Raw genomic sequence first — 16,767 nt, 5'->3', positions numbered from 1 at the left:
GCTGCCCCCGCGTGGCGATCGTGGCCGGCGCGCCCGGCCGCGATCCAGGCCGTTACTTCACGGCCGTGCGTTCGAACTGCCGCAGCATCTGGTTGCCGCGCGACACCGCAGCGTCAAGCGCGGCCTTGGCCGACTTCTTGCCGGCGAGCGCCGCTTCGATTTCTTCCGACCACACGTCGCGCATTTGCACCATGCTGCCGAAGCGCAAGCCCCGCGAGTTCTCCGTCGGCGGCTTGTTGGTCAGTTCCTTCAGCGGCACCTCCAGGATCGGGTTCTTGTCGTAGAAGCCGGACTCCTTGGTCTTCTCATAGGCCGCCTTGGTGATCGGCAGATAGCCGGAGACCTCGTGCAGGTAGACCTGGCGGTCGGTGTCGGACAGGAAGGTGAAGAATTTTGCGATGCCCTTGTATTCGTCTGCCGACTTGCCGGCCATCACCCACAGCGAGGCGCCGCCGATGATGGAGTTCTGCGGCGCGCCGGCGACATCCGGGAAGTAGGGCATGGGCACCGCCGTGTAGGCGAACTTCGCGTTGGCCTTGGCGTTCGGATAAAAGGCCGACGAGGTCATGTAGAGCGGGCATTCACCCGAGGTGAAGCGGCCTTCACCGGTGTTGGTGCGCCCCGAATAATCGTAGCTCTTGTCCTTTTGCAGCTCGACCAGGTTTTCCAGCAGCTTGGTCTCCAGCGGCGTGTTGAACTCCAGCACGGTGTCAAAGCCGTCGAGGCCGTTGGCCTTGGTGCCGATCGGCACGTTGTGCCAGGCCGAGAATTGCTCGATCAGGCCCCAGGTGATCCAGGACGAGGAGAAGCCGCAGGTCGGATGCGTGGCATGGAGCCTCTTCGCGTCCGCAAACACCTCCGGCCACGTCTTTGGCGGCTCGGCGATGCCGGCCTCCTTCAGCGCGTCGAGATTGACCCACATCACCATGCTCGACGAGTTGAAGGGGAACGACAGCATGTCGCCCTTCGAGGTGGAGTAATAGCCTGTGATCGCCGGCAGATAGGATTGCGGATCGAATTTCTCGCCCTGTTCCTTCATCAGTTCGAACACCGGCTTGATGGCGCCCTTGGCCGACATCATGGTCGCGGTGCCGACCTCGAACACCTGCATGATTCCAGGCGCATTGCCGGCGCGGAAGGCCGCGATACCGGCATTGAGCGTGTCGGCGTAAGAGCCCTTGAAGGTGGGCACGATCTTGTAGTCGCTTTGCGAGGCGTTGAAGTCGTTGGCGAGCTTGACCACCACGTCGTTGTTCGGGCCGGTCATGGCGTGCCACCACTGGATCTCGGTCACCGCCGACGCAGGCGAGGCGGCAAACGCAAGCGTGACAACGCCGGCTGCGGCAGCACCAAACCCTCGATAAGCCATCAAACCCCCTCCCGTTGGTACGATGTTCTTGCGCGTTAGCAATGCTCAATGACGCGCAAATGACCTTATGACAAGGGGAGGTTAGAGGGGAAAAGTGGGAATGGGGAAACGGGAAATTGGCCGCAGAAGGCCCTCACCGCTGTCGTCCCGGCGAAAGCCGGGACCCATAACCGCAAACGTTAATGAAGCCGGCAACAGCCGACCCGCGGCCCATGACCGGGCGTGTCCCGGCCATCTACGTGATCGCCCGAGCAACCCAAGACGTGGATGCCCGGGACAGGCCCGGGCATGACGGAGGATCGTGAGTCGCGTCGCGATTGACGCTTGTGGTTATGGGTCCTGGCTTTCGCCAGGACGACCGTACGATTTATCTCGTTGGTTCAGATCATCGCTTCCGTTCCGGGCAGACCACGCCCTTCGCCACCAACGCGTCGATCTCATCGTCCGAATAACCAAGCTCGGCGAGCACCTCCTGGGCGTGCTGGCTGAATTTCGGCGGCACGCGGCGCAGGCTTGGCTTGGTGCGATCGAGGCGGATCGGCGAGGCGACTCCCTTGTACCAATCCTTCTCGATCACATCGCCACGGTAGATCGTGTGCGGATTGGTCAGCGCCTGGTCGATCTTCTGCACGGGACCGGCGGGCAGGCCGGCGGCGAGCAGACGGTTGCACAGCGGCTCGGCCTGGTGCTGCGAGAACACCGCCGCAAGTTCGGCACGCAGCGCTTCGCGGTTGGCGACGCGGTCCTTGTTGCGCGCAAAGCGCGGATCGGCGGCGAGTTCGGGCTTGCCGATCTCTTTGGCGAGCTTGCGGAAGGTGCCGTCATTGCCGACGCCGATGAAGATGTTGTCGGTTTTCGTCGGAAAGATCGCGTAAGGCACGAGGTTGGGATGCTCGTTGCCGGTCAGGGCCGGCGGCTTGCCGTGCATGAAATAATTCGCGGTGTGCGGGTGCATGATGGCGAGCCCGGTCTCGTACAGCGTCACTTCCAGGAACTGTCCGATCCCTGATTTCTGCCGCTCCGAGAGCGCCATCAGAATGCCGATCGCGGCATAAAGCCCGGTGGTGATGTCGACGAGCGGCACGCCGATCCGCATCGGCCCGCTCTCCGGCGAGCCGGTGGCGGCGATCATGCCGGTCATCGCCTGGATGATCGCGTCATAGCCGGGATTGCCGCCGCGCGGGCCGTCGGCGCCGAAGCCGCAGATGCGGCAATGCACCAGGGCAGGGAATTTTTCCCGCAGGCTCTCGCTGCCGATGCCCCATTTCTCCAGCGTGCCCGGCTTGAAATTTTCGATCAAGACGTCGGCGCCCTCGAGCATCTTCATCAGCACCGCGCGACCGCCCTCGGATGCGAGGTCGAGGCCGATCGAGCGCTTGTTGCGATTGATACCGACGAAATAGGCCGCGTCTTCCTCGTGGAAGGGCGGACCCCAGTCGCGCACCTCGTCGCCGGCCGGCGGCTCGACCTTGATGACGTCGGCGCCGTGATCGGCCAGGATCTGCGTGCAGTAGGGGCCGCCGAGCACGCGCGTGAGGTCGATCACGCGCAGTCCGGCCATCGCGCCGGGAGCAGGTTGAGTGGTCATGGAGATGCGTTCGCGAGCTTGGTTTGGGATTCGCGAACCATTAAGCATCGCGGACACGGCAGCGCAAATGCGCCGCCGCCTGCCCCTGGCTTCCGCCGACGCATGCCGCGCCGCGGAAGGCAGCGCGAGGCCCGCTCCTCAGACGACCTTCAGGCGGACATCGACATTGCCGCGGGTCGCGTTGGAGTAAGGACATACCTGATGCGCCTTGGTCACCAGCGCTTCGGCCTCGGGACGCGCCAGCCCGGGCAGGGAGATCGCAAGCTCGATGTCCAGCCCAAAGCCGCCCTCCGAGCGCGGTCCGATGCCGACCGTCGAGGTCACCGAGGCGTCGGCCGGCACCTTCGGGCCGCCCTGGGACGCCACGAACTTCATCGCGCCGATGAAGCAGGCGGCGTAGCCTGCGGCGAAGAGTTGCTCGGGATTGTTGCCGGCACCGCCGGCGCCGCCCAATTCCTTCGGCGTGGTGAGTTTGACGTCCAGCGCGCCGTCGAGCGTCGCGGCGTGGCCGTCGCGGCCGCCGGTGGCCTTGGCGCTGGTCTTGTAGAGCACATTCACGGACATGATCGTCTCCGGGGTCTATCGGTTTAGGTGCGTCTACATTGCACACAATTATATTGTGCACAATATAATTGGCCGATCGAATTTTCGTGATTACATTGTGCGCAATCGATCCGGGGTGCGGGCGGGCGCTGGAATGTTCCCGGCGGCGAGGCTTGAAGAGACGCAGAATGGTGAAGAAATCCCTCAATGACGCTCAGCTCATGCTGGGCCATCAGCTTTGTTTTGCGATCTATTCGACCGCGCATGCGTTCAACCGCGTCTACAAGCCGCTGCTCGACCGGCTCGGTCTGACCTATCCGCAGTATCTCGTCATGCTGGTGCTGTGGGAACGCGACGACGTGCCCGTGAAGGAGATCGGCGAGCGGTTGTTGCTGGACTCCGGTACGCTGACGCCGCTGCTGAAGCGATTGGAAGCCGCCCACCTGATCAAGCGGACGCGGTCGGCCGAGGACGAGCGACAGGTGCTGATCGCGCTGACGCCGCATGGCCAGGCTCTGCGGGACAAGGCGAGGACAGTGCCGCAGGCGATTCTCGCGGCGTCCGGCTGCTCGATCGGGGAGGCGTCGGGCCTGCGCAAGAGCCTGGTGGCGCTAAGGGATCAGCTCAATGCGGCCGTGGGGGAGTAGGGGGCTTACCGGGAGCCGTCCACTTCGGCCGATGATAGCAAGCGCTTCTTCGCGAACGCCCGGCCTGAATGGGACTTGAGGTATGTCTCAAATTCCAGCGCCTTCCGCTTGTCGGGAAAAGCGCAATACCAAACCAATTTCCAGGGTTTGTATTTGGCGGTGTGGGCTGATTTTCCGGCGTTATGATCAGGTATTCGCTGTTTCAAGTCCTCGGTCGCACCAGTGTACTCCTGCTCAGGGAAATCGACGCTCCGGATGATATAGACGTACCACATCGTTGCCCCAGGGTGATGGTCGGCAGGAGGCAGAGCGCAGCCTCAAGCTGGTACCTTCGCCTAGACTAGAAGCCGCCGAGTCTATGGAGGCAGAACTGAGCGTTTGTTGGCAGGCCCGTCTTCGCCCTTTGGGCTACGCCGGGCACGCTTCGCCTTCGGTTACGCGGGCTGCGCCACGCGTAGCCGAAGGCGAAGCGTGGTGGAGCCAGGCGGGATCGAACCGCCGACCTCTTGCATGCCATGCAAGCGCTCTCCCAGCTGAGCTATGGCCCCATCAGGTAGGCCGGCGTACTTTGGGCAGCGCGCCGGATCATCACGGACGTTCGTTGATCACACTTCGGCGAGAAGCTCAAGTCTCCTCGTCGCCGCCGACGTCGCCAATGATGTCGGTGACGTCCTCCTCGCCCTCTTCCTCATCGTCGGCGATGAAGGTCGAATCGTCATCATCGTCCTCGAGGCTCTCGTCGATCTCGATATCGTCCTCCGACTCCGGAACGATCGCCTTGACCTTGCCGGTGTTCTCCTCGGCATCGGCCTCCTCGAGCGGCACCAGCTCTTCGGCTTCCATCGTCTCCGGCATGGTTTCGTTGGAGGCAGTGGCGCGCGCGGCCTCGCCGCGGGCACGGACGGGCGCAACAGGGGCAATCGGTACGACTTCGCCGGTATAGGGCGAGATCACGGGATTCTTGTTCAAGTCATAGAATTTCTTGCCCGTGGTCGGGCAAATGCGTTTGGTTCCAAGATCGGGTTTGGCCACGTGCGGAATCCTGGCAATGTCGGAAAAAGCGGAGCTTCACTTGGCTAGTTGAGCGCCCGCTGTCAATAGCGCGGCAGCCAAGAAATTAGAGGGTCGTGACGTGGCGCCGCCCCTGTGTTACCTGCCGCCGGCAAAGGACACAAAGTTGACCCATTCCGACCATCCGACCCCCTTGGAGGCGCGCGCCAGCGGCCCCTTGGGTGGAAAAGCGCGCGTCCCCGGCGATAAGTCGATCTCGCACCGGGCTCTGATTCTCGGCGCCCTGGCCGTCGGCAAGACCCGGATTTCCGGGCTGCTCGAGGGTGAAGACGTCCTCAACACCGCTAAATCCATGCGCGCGCTGGGCGCCTCCGTCGAACGCACCGGCGATTTCGCCTGGCAGGTTCAGGGCGTCGGCGTGTCCGGCTTCGCCCAGCCCAAGGCCCCGCTCGATTTCGGCAATTCCGGCACCGGCTGCCGCCTGGTGATGGGCGCGGTCGCAGGCTGTCCCATCGCGGGCGTGTTCGATGGCGACGCCTCCTTGCGCAGCCGCCCCATGCGGCGGGTGCTCGATCCCCTGGAACTGATGGGGGCGAAGGTGACCGCCGGCGGCGAAGGCGGTCGCCTGCCGCTGACGTTGCAAGGCGCGCGCGACCCGGTGCCCATCACCTACCGCACGCCGGTCGCCTCGGCCCAGATCAAATCGGCCGTGCTGCTGGCGGGGCTCGCGGCCCCCGGCGTCACCACCGTGATCGAACAGGAGGCGAGCCGGGATCATACCGAGCTGATGTTGAAACATTTCGGCGCCGAGATCGTCTCCACGCCGGAGGGTCGCCACGGCCGCCGCATCGCCTTGACCGGTCAGGGCGAGCTGCACGGCGCCGAGGTCGTGGTGCCGGCCGATCCGTCCTCGGCGGCATTTCCGCTGGTGGCGGCGTTGATCGTGGAGGGTTCCGACATTCTCCTGTCCGATGTCATGACCAACCCGCTTCGCACCGGGCTCATCGCCACGCTACGGGAAATGGGCGCTTCCATCGAGGAAGCCGACGTGCGCACCGACGCCGGCGAGGGGATGGCGGACCTGCGCGTCCGCGCCTCCAGACTGCGCGGGGTTGAGGTTCCTCCCGAACGCGCGCCATCGATGATCGACGAGTACCTCGTCCTGGCGGTCGCGGCCTCCTTTGCCGAGGGCACTACCATCATGCGCGGCCTGCAGGAGCTGCGGGTCAAGGAATCCGACCGTCTTGCGGCCACCGCGGACATGCTGCGCGTGAATGGGGTCAAGGTCGAAATCTCCGGCGACGATTTGATCGTGGAGGGTCGGGGGCATGTGCCTGGCGGCGGCCTGGTCTCAACGCATATGGACCATCGCATCGCGATGTCCGCGCTGGCGATGGGGCTTGCGTCCGACAAGCCGGTCAGGGTCGACGATACGGCCTTCATCGCCACCAGCTTTCCGGATTTCATTCCGATGATGCGCGCGCTCGGGGCGGAGTTTTCATGATCATCGCCATCGACGGGCCGGCCGCATCCGGCAAGGGGACCCTCGGCAAGCGCCTCGCCAAGCATTACGGCTATCGCCACCTCGACACCGGCGTGATCTATCGCGCCGTCGCCTATGCGCTGATCGAGGCGGGGGCGGACCTCCACAGCGAGGTGCTCGCCGTCTCCGCTGCGCTGGAGCTCGATCCGGAAAAATTCGGCAATCCTGTGCTCAAGACGCAGAAGGTCGGGGAGGCCGCCTCCGTGGTGTCCGCTTTCCCCAAGGTCCGGGAGGTGCTGGTCAACTTCCAGCGTCAATTCGCCGCCGATCCGCCGGGAGCGGTGCTTGACGGCCGCGATATCGGGACCGTGATCTGCCCCAATGCGGATGTGAAGATCTTCGTCGTCGCCGACCCCAAGGTCAGGGCCCGCCGCCGTACCCTGGAGGCGAGGGCGAGGGGCGAGGACGCCGACGAGGCCGCCGTGCTTCAGGACATCCTGCAGCGCGACGAGCGTGACAAGAACAGGGCCGTTGCCCCTTTAAAGCCGGCCCCGGATGCTTACTTGCTAGATAACAGCAATCTCGATATAGAGGCGGGCGTCCGGGCCGCCATCGACATCGTCGAGGCCGTCCGAGCGGGCCGGCAGCGGGGCTGATCCCGTCGCCGTCATTGGAGGAATACCCGCTCCCGCCTTGATCTGATCGAAATCTCGAATGATCTCGAGATTGATCCGTTTCCGGACCTAAATCACCGTATCGAACGTGCAGGCTTCTGCCGGCCCGCCATGGTGCGCTTCCGAGCGCGACAGGCGGTCGTCCAAGGGCTTTGCGGACCTCGGACCACTTCACGTGCGATACGCCCCCTCACCGCAATGGCCGGCAAGATTTCCGCAAGTGGAGAGCAAATGGCTTCGACTACTGCTGCTAATACTTACAACCCTTCTCGCGATGATTTTGCCGCGATGCTGGATGAGTCCTTCGCCGGCGGGAACCTGCAGGAAAGCTCCGTCGTCAAGGGCAAGGTGGTTGCGATTGAAAAGGACATGGCCGTCATCGATGTCGGCCTGAAGACCGAGGGCCGCGTCGCCTTGCGCGAATTTTCAGGCCCCGGCCGCGACAGCGATCTCAAGGTCGGTGACGAGGTCGAGGTGTTCCTCGACCGCATCGAAAATGCGCTCGGTGAGGCCGTGCTGTCGCGCGACAAGGCGCGGCGCGAGGAGAGCTGGGGCAAGCTGGAGAAGGCGTTCCAGAACAACGAAAAGGTGATGGGCGTCATCTTCAACCAGGTCAAGGGCGGCTTCACCGTCGATCTCGACGGCGCGGTGGCCTTCCTGCCGCGCTCGCAGGTCGATATCCGCCCGATCCGCGACGTCGCTCCGCTCATGAACAACTCGCAGCCGTTCCAGATCCTCAAGATGGATCGCCGGCGCGGCAACATCGTCGTCTCCCGCCGCACGGTGCTGGAAGAGACCCGCGCCGAGCAGCGCCAGGAACTGGTGCAGAATCTCGAAGAGGGTCAGGTCATCGACGGCGTGGTGAAGAACATCACCGATTACGGTGCGTTCGTCGATCTCGGCGGCATCGACGGCCTCCTGCACGTGACCGATATCGCCTGGCGCCGCGTCAACCATCCGACCGAGGTTCTGACCATCGGCCAGACGGTGAAGGTCAAGATCATCAAGATCAACCACGAGACGCACCGCATCTCGCTCGGCATGAAGCAGCTCCTGGACGATCCGTGGCAGGGGATCGAAGCGAAATATCCGCTCGGTGCCCGCTTCCACGGCCGCGTCACCAACATCACCGACTACGGCGCCTTCGTGGAGCTGGAGCCGGGCATCGAAGGCCTGATCCACGTCTCGGAGATGTCGTGGACCAAGAAGAACATGCATCCCGGCAAGATCGTCTCGACCTCGCAGGAGGTCGAAGTGCAGGTGCTGGAAGTCGATTCCGTCAAGCGGCGCATCTCGCTTGGCCTCAAGCAGACCATGCGCAATCCCTGGGAGGTCTTCATCGAGAAGCACCCGGTCGGATCGGTGGTCGAGGGCGAGGTCAAGAACAAGACCGAGTTCGGCCTGTTCCTCGGGCTCGAGGGCGACGTCGACGGCATGGTGCATCTGTCCGATCTCGACTGGAAGCTTCCGGGCGAGCAGGTGATCGACAACTACAAGAAGGGCGACATGGTGAAGGCCGTGGTGCTCGACGTGGATGTCGAGAAGGAGCGCATCTCGCTCGGTATCAAGCAGCTCGAAGGCGATCCGTTCGCCGAGCCCGGCGACGTCAAGAAGGGCGCCGTCGTGACCTGCGAAGTGCTCGAGGTCAAGGAGAGCGGGATCGAGGTGAAGATCGTCGGTACAGACTTCACCACCTTCATCAAGCGCTCGGAGCTGGCGCGCGACCGCAACGACCAGCGTGCCGACCGCTTCGCCGTCGGCGAGAAGGTCGATGCGCGGGTGATCCAGTTCGACAAGAAGGCCCGCAAGGTGCAGGTCTCGATCAAGGCGCTGGAAGTCGCCGAGGAGAAGGAGGCGATCGCGCAGTACGGCTCGTCCGATTCGGGCGCGACGCTGGGCGACATCCTGGGCACCGCGCTCAAGAACCGCGGCGTCGACAAGGACAAGTAAGCGGACGCTTGGCGTTCGCCGCAATCAGGGCCCCGGCACTTTGCCGGGGCCTTTTTGTTGGCTTATCTCCCTCGTGCGCATCGTCCGTTCGAGGCTCGCTTTCGCGAGCACCTGCAGCAACAAACGGCGAAGCGTTTGCGCGGGGATGACGGTTCGCGAGGGCCTTCGGTTCGAGGCCCCAGCTTTCGCAATGCGACGATGGGCCACGGTTTCTTCATATTAGGCGGCAATTGGTGTATGGAGATCCCGCGTTGCTGACGTAGCCAATGCGAAACGCGCGCGAGAGGTAATTGGGAGCATTTCGATGTCGCTTGATTCGGACGTGATCGTCGATCGCCGCAGGATGCGCCGCAAGCTGACGTTCTGGCGTGTGTCCGCCGCCGTGATTGCGATCGCGGCCATTGTCGCGGTCGCCGTCATGGTGTCGCCGCGCGGGCGCAGCACGTTCACCACCGCGGGCTCGATCGAGCGCGTCAACATCGAAGGCCTGATTCGCAGCAACCAGGAGCGCGTCGAGGCGCTGGAGCGGCTTGGTAAGTCAAATGCCGCGGCCGTGATCGTTCATATCAATTCGCCCGGTGGCACCACAGCCGGCTCGGAACAGCTTTACAACGCGCTGACGGAGCTGAAAGCGAAGAAGCCGCTGGTCGTGGTCGTCGAGGGCCTCGCGGCCTCCGGCGGCTATATCGCAGCGATTGCCGCGGACCACATCGTCGCGCAGCAGAGTTCGCTGGTCGGCTCGATCGGCGTGCTGTTTCAATATCCGAACGTCGCCGAGCTCTTGAAGACGATCGGCGTCAAGATCGAGGAAGTGAAGTCATCGCCGCTGAAAGCGGCGCCCAACGGTTATGAACCGACAAGCCCCGAAGCGCGCGCGGCGCTGGATGCGCTGGTGAAGGATTCCTATGCGTGGTTCCGCGGGCTGGTGAAGGAACGTCGCGGCATGGACGACGAACTGCTCGAGAAAGTCGCAGATGGGCGCGTATTCACCGGACGCCAGGCGGTCGATCTCAAGTTGATCGATCAGCTCGGCGATGAAAGAACCGCGATCGCCTGGCTGGTCGAGCAGAAGAAGGTCAAAAAAGATCTGCCCGTGCGCGACTACAAGCTCACCCCGAGCTTCGGCGATCTCACATTCCTGCGCACGGCCGCGTCCATTACGCTGGATGCGTTGGGCCTGCGCGGCATCGCGCAGCAAATCGAGCTGACCGGCATGACGCAAGCCGTAGATCGCGTCAGTCTGGATGGAATGTTGGCGCTTTGGGAGCCCGCCGGAACCAATTGAGGGGCACGAATTCCATTTATGACGAGTTTTCCCGTATTGCGGGTATCGGGACAAACCCCAATTTCCGCCCTTTGTCACACCTTTTCATCGCGCCCAAATTTGATTTAGCGTCTTGACAATTCAAGGTATTTTCACGGAAATGATGGCCCACGCTCCCGGGCCCACCTTTCGATGATCAAATCCGAACTGGTTCAGCGCATTGCCGAGCACAACCCGCATCTCTACCAGCGGGATGTCGAGAACATCGTGAACGCCATCCTCGATGAGATCGTTGCGGCCTTGGCGCGCGGCGATCGGGTCGAGTTGCGCGGCTTCGGCGCGTTCTCGGTCAAGCACCGTCCGGCGCGTGCGGGGCGCAATCCGCGCACCGGCGCGCATGTTCCGGTCGATCAGAAGAACGTGCCGTTCTTCAAGACCGGCAAGGAAATGCGCGAACGGCTGAACCGCGACAATCCAGAAAGCGGCGGCTAAGGTTTAGCGCGATGGCCTAAGTAGAGGCCTCAAAAATACTGTATCGGCCTCAATTGCCGTATCGGCCATGGCGTACGATGCGGCGGCCGCACAACGGCGATCAACGCGAGCGCGATTCATGCGAAAATTCATCACCTATGTGATCGTGATTCCGCTGGCCCTGATCTTCATCGCCTTTGCGGTCGCGAACCGGCATTTCGTCACGGTCTCGTTCGATCCCTTCAATTCGGCCGATCCCGCGCTTGCGGTATCCATGCCGCTGTTCGCGCTGATCATCGCGGTGGCGATCGTCGGCGTCATTGCAGGCGGCTGCGCAACCTGGCTCGGTCAGCGGCATTGGCGGCGGGCAGCACGTCGGCACGAGGCCGACGCCCGCTCGCTGCGGGCTGAGTTGGCCGGTCTGCGCGCGACCAGCAGGGGGCCGGAAACCCGGGGGCTTCCGGCCCCCTCGCAAGGCGGCTTTTACGGGGTTTCCGGGCGAGACAAGCAGGGCGCGACGTTGTAAACCGCCCCGGTCAGAAACCCTTTTCGTCAGAAGCGTTTTTCGTTAACCGAGACCCATGTCCCTGCTGGTCAAAATATGTGGCCTGTCCACGCGCGAGACGCTTGATGCGGCGCTCAGCGCGGGTGCGGACATGGTGGGGTTCGTCTTCTTCCCGCCCTCGCCGCGGCACCTGTCGCTTGAGGCCGCGCGCGAGCTCGGCGGCCAGGTGCGCGGCCGCGCGAAAAAGGTCGCGTTGACGGTCGATGCCGACGATGCCACGCTTTCCGATGTCGTGGAGGCACTCAAGCCCGACATCCTGCAACTGCATGGTCGCGAGAGCGGCGCCCGCGTGACCGACCTCAAGCGCAAATTCGGGCTCGAGGTGATGAAGGTGCTCGCCGTCGAAACCATTGCCGACCTTGCCGTGTTGCCGGACTATGCCGCCGTCTGTGATCGCATCCTGTTCGACGCCCGTGCGCCCAAGGGCGCGACGCGGCCGGGCGGGCTGGGCGCCGTTTTCGACTGGCGCGTCCTGCAAAATCTGGACATCACGCTGCCGTTCATGGTCTCCGGCGGGCTCTCCGCCGACAATGTCGCCGAGGCCGTCCGCGTCACGCGCGCAGGCGGCGTGGACGTTTCCTCCGGGGTCGAGCGTGCGGCCGGTGTGAAGGATCCCGCAATGATCGAACGCTTCATCCGCGCCGCGCGCGCGACGCAAGAGCTGGCCATCCGATGACTCCCGCAAGACCAAATTCCTACCGCAGCGGCCCCGATGAGCGCGGCCATTTCGGCATCTTCGGCGGCCGCTTTGTCGCGGAAACCTTGATGCCGCTGATCCTCGACCTGGAGAAGGCCTATGCCGAGGCCAAGGCCGATCCGGCGTTCCAGGCGGAAATGAACGGCTACCTGCGCGACTATGTCGGCCGGCCCTCGCCGCTCTACTTGGCTGAGCGGCTGACCGAGCATCTCGGCGGCGCCAAGGTTTATCTCAAGCGCGAGGAGCTCAACCACACCGGCTCACATAAGGTCAACAATGTGCTCGGCCAGATCATGCTGGCGCGGCGCATGGGCAAGAAGCGCATCATCGCCGAGACCGGCGCCGGCCAGCATGGTGTCGCCACCGCGACGCTCTGCGCGCGCTTTGGCCTGGAATGCGTGGTCTATATGGGCGCGGTCGACGTGGCGCGGCAGCAGCCCAATGTCATCCGCATGGAGATGCTGGGGGCAAAAGTGTTTCCGGTGCAGTCGGGCTCGCGCACGCTGAAGGACGCGATGAACGAAGCGCTGCGCGACTGGGTCACCAACGTGCACAACACCTTCTATTGCATCGGCACGGTCGCAGGCCCCCACCCCTATCCGATGATGGTGCGCGACTTCCAGTCGGTGATCGGCAACGAGACGCGCAAGCAGCTCCAGGAAGCCGAGGGACGGCTGCCGGATTCGCTCATTGCCTGCGTCGGCGGCGGCTCCAATGCGATCGGGCTGTTTCATCCGTTCCTCGATGATCCCAGTGTGGAGATCTATGGGGTCGAGGCGGCCGGCCACGGGCTGACGCAATTGCACGCCGCCTCGATCGCCGGCGGGCGGCCGGGCGTGCTGCACGGCAACCGCACCTATCTGCTGATGAACGATGACGGCCAGATCCAGGACGCTCATTCGATCTCCGCGGGGCTCGATTATCCCGGCATCGGCCCGGAGCATTCCTGGCTGCATGAAATCGGGCGCGTGAAATATCTCTCCGCGACCGACGACGAAGCGCTCGCTGCGTTCCAGCTTTTGTCACGCCTGGAGGGCATCATCCCGGCGCTGGAGTCCGCGCATGCGATCGCCAAAGTGATGGAACTCGCGCCACAGCGGCCCAAGGATCATTTGATGGTCGTCAATCTCTCCGGCCGCGGCGACAAGGACGTCCCGCAAGTCGGCGACATCCTGCGGGGAAAGAAGTCATGACCACCCGCATCGATGCGCGTTTCGCTCAGCTCAAGCGCGAGGGACGCTCGGCTTTCGTGACCTTCGTCATGGCCGGCGATCCCGATTACCAGACCTCGCTTGCCATCATCAAGGCGCTGCCGAAGGCGGGTGCCGATGTCATCGAGATCGGCATGCCCTTCACCGATCCGATGGCGGACGGGCCTTCGATCCAGGCCGCGGGCGTGCGCGCGCTCAAGGGCGGCATGACGCTCAAGAAGACGCTGGAGCTGGTGCGCGCCTTCCGCAAGGACGACGATGCGACGCCGCTGGTGCTGATGGGCTATTACAATCCGATCTACATCTATGGTGTCGACAAGTTCCTCGCGGACGCGAAGTCCGCCGGCGTCGACGGCCTGATCATCGTCGACCTGCCGCCGGAGGAAGACACCGAGCTCTGCGTGCCTGCGTTGAAGGCTGGGCTCAACTTCATCCGCCTGGCGACGCCGACCACCGACGACAAGCGGCTGCCCGCGGTGCTCGCCAATACCTCCGGCTTTGTCTATTACGTCTCGATCACCGGCATCACCGGTGCGGCGGCCGCCGATTCCAAGGCGGTCAGCGAGGCGGTCGCGCGGATCAAGCGGCATACCAGCCTGCCGGTCTGCGTCGGTTTCGGCATCAAGACCCCGCAAGCGGCGTGCGCCATTGCCGAGCATGCCGACGGTGCGGTGGTCGGCACCGCGCTGGTCGATGCCTTGCGCGCGAGCCTCGATGCCAAGGGGCAGGCGACCGCGAACACCGTTGATGCGGTAGCGGAGCTGGCTGCGTCCTTGGCGCAGGGCGTCCGAGGCGCGCAAGCGGCTGCGGAATAGGCCGCTTGGAGTTCAGCGGCGGCTTGCCGGCCCGTGCGCAGCCGCCATATATCCCATGCGATCGGCAAGGCTTATCGCAAACCGGAGCGAAACATGAATTGGCTCACCAACGTGGTCCGGCCGAAGATCCGCAACATGCTGCGGCGGGAGACGCCGGAGAATTTGTGGATCAAGTGCCCCGATTCCGGGCAGCTCGTGTTCTACAAGGACGTCGAGGCCAACCAGTTCGTGATCCCCGGCTCGAACTACCACATGCGCATGGGCGCGGTGGCGCGGCTGAAATCGATCTTCGACAACGAGACCTGGTTCGACGTGGCGCTGCCCGAGGTGACGCCCGATCCCCTCAAATTCCGCGACGAGAAGCGCTATGCCGACCGCGTCAAGGACGCGCGCGCCCGCACCAATCTGAATGATGCCGTGAAGGTCGGCTACGGCAAGCTGGAAGGCGCGGGCGTCGTCATCGCCGTGCAGGATTTCGAGTTCATGGGCGGCTCGCTCGGCATGGCGGCGGGCGAGGCGATCGTCCGCGGCATGGAACTGGCCGTGGAGAAGAAATCGCCGTTCATCATGTTCGCGGCCTCCGGCGGCGCGCGCATGCAGGAGGGCATCCTGTCGCTGATGCAGATGCCGCGCACGACGGTGGCCGTGCAGATGCTGCGCGAGGCGCGGCTGCCCTATATCGTGGTGCTCACCAACCCGACCACCGGCGGCGTGACCGCCTCCTATGCCATGCTCGGCGACGTCCACATCGCCGAACCCGGCGCCCTGATCGGCTTTGCCGGCGCGCGCGTCATCGAGCAGACCATTCGCGAAAAACTGCCGGAAGGCTTTCAGCGCGCCGAATATCTGAAAGACCACGGCATGGTCGACATGGTCGTGCATCGCCACGATCTGCGTCCGACGCTGGCGCGCCTGTTACGGCTGCTGACCAAATCGCCTGCGCTGCCGGGCGGGGCGAAAACAGCGCCGCTCGTTCCCGAGCCGGCGACGATCATCGCGGCGCCCGACGTCGCGCCGGCCGCTCCGCACGCGTGAACGCGGCCGCCGATACACCGCGAGCGCGGCTCGACGAGCTGATCGCACGGCTCTCCGCGCTGCATCCCAAGCGGATCGATCTCACGCTTGATCGTGTCCATCGTCTGCTCGCGCAGCTCGATCATCCCGAGCAAAAGCTGCCGCCGGTGATCCATGTTGCCGGCACCAACGGCAAGGGCTCGACGGTCGCCTATTTGCGCGCGATCCTGGAAGCCGCAGGTTTGCGCGTTCACACCTATACCTCGCCCTATCTGGTGCGCATCAATGAGAGCTTCCGGCTCGGCCAAGCCGGCGGCGGCCGACTGGCGACCGACGATGAATTATGCGCGGCGTTTGCTCGCTGCGAGCAGGCCAATGCCGGCGATCCCATCACCTTTTTCGAGGCCAAGACCGCGGCGGCCTTTTGCCTTTTCGCGGAGCATCCGGCCGATGCGGTGCTGCTGGAAGTCGGACTCGGCGGCCGGTTGGACGCAACCAATGTGATCGAGACGCCGCTTGCCGCCGTGCTGACGCCGATCAGCATGGATCACACCGACTTCCTCGGGGATAGCCTGACCTCGATCGCCGGCGAAAAGGCCGCCATCATCAAGCGCAACGTCCCGGTCGTCTGCGCCGAGCAGCCGCCAGAAGCGATGGACGTGATCGAGCTGCAGGCGCGGCGCCGGCGTGCGCCGCTTTATGCCGCGGGCCAGCAATGGCATGTCGGCGTGGAGCGCGGCCGGCTGGTCTATCAGGATGATCGCGGTCTCATGGATCTCGCCGCGCCAAAATTGTTCGGGCGGCATCAGTTCGACAATGCCGGGCTTGCAATTGCGGCCTTACGCGTGGTCGACAAGCTCAGGATTCCGCATGCCGCGTTTGAGGCCGGCATGGTCAATGCCGAATGGCCGGCGCGGATGCAGCGGCTTTCCGCAGGGAGCCTGATCGGCCTTGGCCCGCAAGGTTGCGAGATCTGGCTGGATGGCGGTCACAACGCGGAAGGCGGCCGCGTCGCCGCGGCGGCGCTCGGCGATCTGGAAGAACGTGTGTCGCGCCCGCTGGTGGTGGTCGCCGGCATGATGGCCAACAAGGACGCCCAGGCATTTCTCACCAATTTCGCCGGACTGACGCGCCACATCATCGCCGTGCCAATTCCCGGGCAGGACAATGCGATGCCGCCGGAAAAGGTCGCCGATGCCACACGTGCGCTCGGCATGCGCGTGGAGATCGCCGATGGCGTGGAGGCGGCGCTGTGCGCGATTGCGCGGCTCGCCTACGAGGTGCCGCCGCGGATCCTGATCACGGGCTCGCTCTATCTGGCCGGCCACGTGCTGGCGCTCAACGGCACGCCGCCGGTGTAGAGGATGATTGCTTAAATCGGTCGGGCCACGAATTCGATCGACCTCTCCCCAGCGGGGAGAGGTGAACCGAGTGAACCAACTCAGCTCCGCTCACTCGGTATCCC

General features: G+C 64.1%; 17 protein-coding genes and 1 tRNA gene. 12 read left to right on the top strand and 6 right to left on the bottom strand.

Annotated features, from left to right (window positions below; all coding sequences use genetic code 11):
- Positions 1-52: 52 nt before the first annotated feature.
- The 3 genes from ugpB to P6U23_RS00480 all read right to left on the bottom strand — a co-directional run bounded on the left by ugpB (position 53) and on the right by P6U23_RS00480 (position 3,521).
- A complete protein-coding gene (gene ugpB, locus P6U23_RS00490) occupies positions 53-1,369 on the bottom strand; it encodes a sn-glycerol-3-phosphate ABC transporter substrate-binding protein UgpB (RefSeq protein ID WP_407177693.1) in 1,317 nt (438 codons plus the stop codon).
- A 385-nt stretch (positions 1,370-1,754) separates the two neighbouring features.
- A complete protein-coding gene (locus P6U23_RS00485) occupies positions 1,755-2,957 on the bottom strand; it encodes a CaiB/BaiF CoA transferase family protein (RefSeq protein WP_407177692.1) in 1,203 nt (400 codons plus the stop codon).
- 138 nt (positions 2,958-3,095) lie between these two features.
- The gene (locus tag P6U23_RS00480) at positions 3,096-3,521 is read right to left on the bottom strand and encodes an organic hydroperoxide resistance protein (RefSeq protein ID WP_407177691.1); all 426 of its coding nucleotides are present in this window, start codon (positions 3,519-3,521) and stop codon (positions 3,096-3,098) included.
- A gap of 167 nt (positions 3,522-3,688) precedes the next feature.
- Here P6U23_RS00480 and P6U23_RS00475 point away from each other — a divergent pair, with 167 nt between their 5' ends.
- Entirely contained in the window at positions 3,689-4,147 is a 459-nt protein-coding gene (locus P6U23_RS00475; protein ID WP_407177690.1) for a MarR family winged helix-turn-helix transcriptional regulator, read from the top strand.
- Between the two features lie 5 nt (positions 4,148-4,152).
- Here the strand turns inward: P6U23_RS00475 and P6U23_RS00470 are convergent, their stop codons facing one another.
- The 3 genes from P6U23_RS00470 to P6U23_RS00460 all read right to left on the bottom strand — a co-directional run bounded on the left by P6U23_RS00470 (position 4,153) and on the right by P6U23_RS00460 (position 5,179).
- Complete coding sequence (locus tag P6U23_RS00470; protein WP_407177689.1) at positions 4,153-4,422, bottom strand: GIY-YIG nuclease family protein; 270 nt, start codon at positions 4,420-4,422, stop codon at positions 4,153-4,155.
- 197 nt (positions 4,423-4,619) lie between these two features.
- A tRNA-Ala gene (locus P6U23_RS00465) sits at positions 4,620-4,695 on the bottom strand.
- A gap of 76 nt (positions 4,696-4,771) precedes the next feature.
- Positions 4,772-5,179 carry a TIGR02300 family protein gene (locus tag P6U23_RS00460; protein WP_407177688.1) on the bottom strand — a complete coding sequence of 136 codons (408 nt, stop codon included), beginning with the start codon at positions 5,177-5,179 and terminating at the stop codon, positions 4,772-4,774.
- A gap of 145 nt (positions 5,180-5,324) precedes the next feature.
- Here P6U23_RS00460 and aroA point away from each other — a divergent pair, with 145 nt between their 5' ends.
- The 11 genes from aroA (at position 5,325) to P6U23_RS00405 (ending at position 16,663) form a co-directional block, all read left to right on the top strand.
- Positions 5,325-6,662 carry a 3-phosphoshikimate 1-carboxyvinyltransferase gene (gene aroA, locus P6U23_RS00455; protein ID WP_407177687.1) on the top strand — a complete coding sequence of 446 codons (1,338 nt, stop codon included), beginning with the start codon at positions 5,325-5,327 and terminating at the stop codon, positions 6,660-6,662.
- Positions 6,659-7,297: a (d)CMP kinase gene (cmk, locus tag P6U23_RS00450; protein WP_407177686.1), complete on the top strand. Its 639-nt coding sequence runs from the start codon at positions 6,659-6,661 to the stop codon at positions 7,295-7,297. The genes aroA and cmk overlap by 4 nt, the downstream gene beginning before the upstream one ends.
- Before the next feature lie 249 nt (positions 7,298-7,546).
- Entirely contained in the window at positions 7,547-9,265 is a 1,719-nt protein-coding gene (gene rpsA, locus P6U23_RS00445) for a 30S ribosomal protein S1 (protein ID WP_407177685.1), read from the top strand.
- Between the two features lie 304 nt (positions 9,266-9,569).
- Complete coding sequence (sppA, locus tag P6U23_RS00440; protein ID WP_407177684.1) at positions 9,570-10,550, top strand: signal peptide peptidase SppA; 981 nt, start codon at positions 9,570-9,572, stop codon at positions 10,548-10,550.
- 171 nt (positions 10,551-10,721) lie between these two features.
- Complete coding sequence (locus P6U23_RS00435; RefSeq protein ID WP_024509552.1) at positions 10,722-11,021, top strand: integration host factor subunit beta; 300 nt, start codon at positions 10,722-10,724, stop codon at positions 11,019-11,021.
- Between the two features lie 118 nt (positions 11,022-11,139).
- Positions 11,140-11,526 carry a lipopolysaccharide assembly protein LapA domain-containing protein gene (locus P6U23_RS00430; protein WP_407177683.1) on the top strand — a complete coding sequence of 129 codons (387 nt, stop codon included), beginning with the start codon at positions 11,140-11,142 and terminating at the stop codon, positions 11,524-11,526.
- Positions 11,527-11,581: 55 nt separating this feature from the next.
- On the top strand, positions 11,582-12,241 hold the full coding sequence (locus tag P6U23_RS00425) for a phosphoribosylanthranilate isomerase (protein WP_407177682.1): 660 nt from the start codon (positions 11,582-11,584) through the stop codon (positions 12,239-12,241).
- A complete protein-coding gene (gene trpB, locus P6U23_RS00420; protein WP_407177681.1) occupies positions 12,238-13,455 on the top strand; it encodes a tryptophan synthase subunit beta in 1,218 nt (405 codons plus the stop codon). The genes P6U23_RS00425 and trpB overlap by 4 nt, the downstream gene beginning before the upstream one ends.
- On the top strand, positions 13,452-14,288 hold the full coding sequence (gene trpA / locus P6U23_RS00415; RefSeq protein WP_407177680.1) for a tryptophan synthase subunit alpha: 837 nt from the start codon (positions 13,452-13,454) through the stop codon (positions 14,286-14,288). Before trpB ends, trpA begins: the two co-directional genes overlap by 4 nt.
- A gap of 93 nt (positions 14,289-14,381) precedes the next feature.
- The gene (gene accD, locus P6U23_RS00410; protein WP_407177679.1) at positions 14,382-15,323 is read left to right on the top strand and encodes an acetyl-CoA carboxylase, carboxyltransferase subunit beta; all 942 of its coding nucleotides are present in this window, start codon (positions 14,382-14,384) and stop codon (positions 15,321-15,323) included.
- Positions 15,320-16,663, top strand: coding sequence for a bifunctional folylpolyglutamate synthase/dihydrofolate synthase (locus P6U23_RS00405; RefSeq protein ID WP_407177678.1), 1,344 nt, complete (start codon positions 15,320-15,322; stop codon positions 16,661-16,663). Before accD ends, P6U23_RS00405 begins: the two co-directional genes overlap by 4 nt.
- The last annotated feature ends 104 nt before the right edge of the window (positions 16,664-16,767 follow it).

The organism is Bradyrhizobium sp. STM 3562 (assembly GCF_045571435.1).
Lineage (GTDB): Bacteria > Pseudomonadota > Alphaproteobacteria > Rhizobiales > Xanthobacteraceae > Bradyrhizobium.
Note: the sequence above shows the minus strand (reverse complement) of the source record. Positions and strands in the feature narration are given on the sequence as shown.

Excerpts from the sequence above, each read along its gene's own strand:
- P6U23_RS00430 (WP_407177683.1), top strand. The coding sequence starts at position 11,140 with ATGCGAAAATTCATCACCTATGTGATCGTGATTCCGCTGGCCCTGATC.
- P6U23_RS00485 (WP_407177692.1), bottom strand. The coding sequence starts at position 2,957 with ATGACCACTCAACCTGCTCCCGGCGCGATGGCCGGACTGCGCGTGATC.
- trpB (WP_407177681.1), top strand. The coding sequence starts at position 12,238 with ATGACTCCCGCAAGACCAAATTCCTACCGCAGCGGCCCCGATGAGCGC.
- accD (WP_407177679.1), top strand. The coding sequence starts at position 14,382 with ATGAATTGGCTCACCAACGTGGTCCGGCCGAAGATCCGCAACATGCTG.
- P6U23_RS00435 (WP_024509552.1), top strand. The coding sequence starts at position 10,722 with ATGATCAAATCCGAACTGGTTCAGCGCATTGCCGAGCACAACCCGCAT.
- trpA (WP_407177680.1), top strand. The coding sequence starts at position 13,452 with ATGACCACCCGCATCGATGCGCGTTTCGCTCAGCTCAAGCGCGAGGGA.
- P6U23_RS00470 (WP_407177689.1), bottom strand. The coding sequence starts at position 4,422 with ATGTGGTACGTCTATATCATCCGGAGCGTCGATTTCCCTGAGCAGGAG.
- cmk (WP_407177686.1), top strand. The coding sequence starts at position 6,659 with ATGATCATCGCCATCGACGGGCCGGCCGCATCCGGCAAGGGGACCCTC.
- P6U23_RS00480 (WP_407177691.1), bottom strand. The coding sequence starts at position 3,521 with ATGTCCGTGAATGTGCTCTACAAGACCAGCGCCAAGGCCACCGGCGGC.
- P6U23_RS00475 (WP_407177690.1), top strand. The coding sequence starts at position 3,689 with ATGGTGAAGAAATCCCTCAATGACGCTCAGCTCATGCTGGGCCATCAG.
- ugpB (WP_407177693.1), bottom strand. The coding sequence starts at position 1,369 with ATGGCTTATCGAGGGTTTGGTGCTGCCGCAGCCGGCGTTGTCACGCTT.
- rpsA (WP_407177685.1), top strand. The coding sequence starts at position 7,547 with ATGGCTTCGACTACTGCTGCTAATACTTACAACCCTTCTCGCGATGAT.
- P6U23_RS00425 (WP_407177682.1), top strand. The coding sequence starts at position 11,582 with ATGTCCCTGCTGGTCAAAATATGTGGCCTGTCCACGCGCGAGACGCTT.
- sppA (WP_407177684.1), top strand. The coding sequence starts at position 9,570 with ATGTCGCTTGATTCGGACGTGATCGTCGATCGCCGCAGGATGCGCCGC.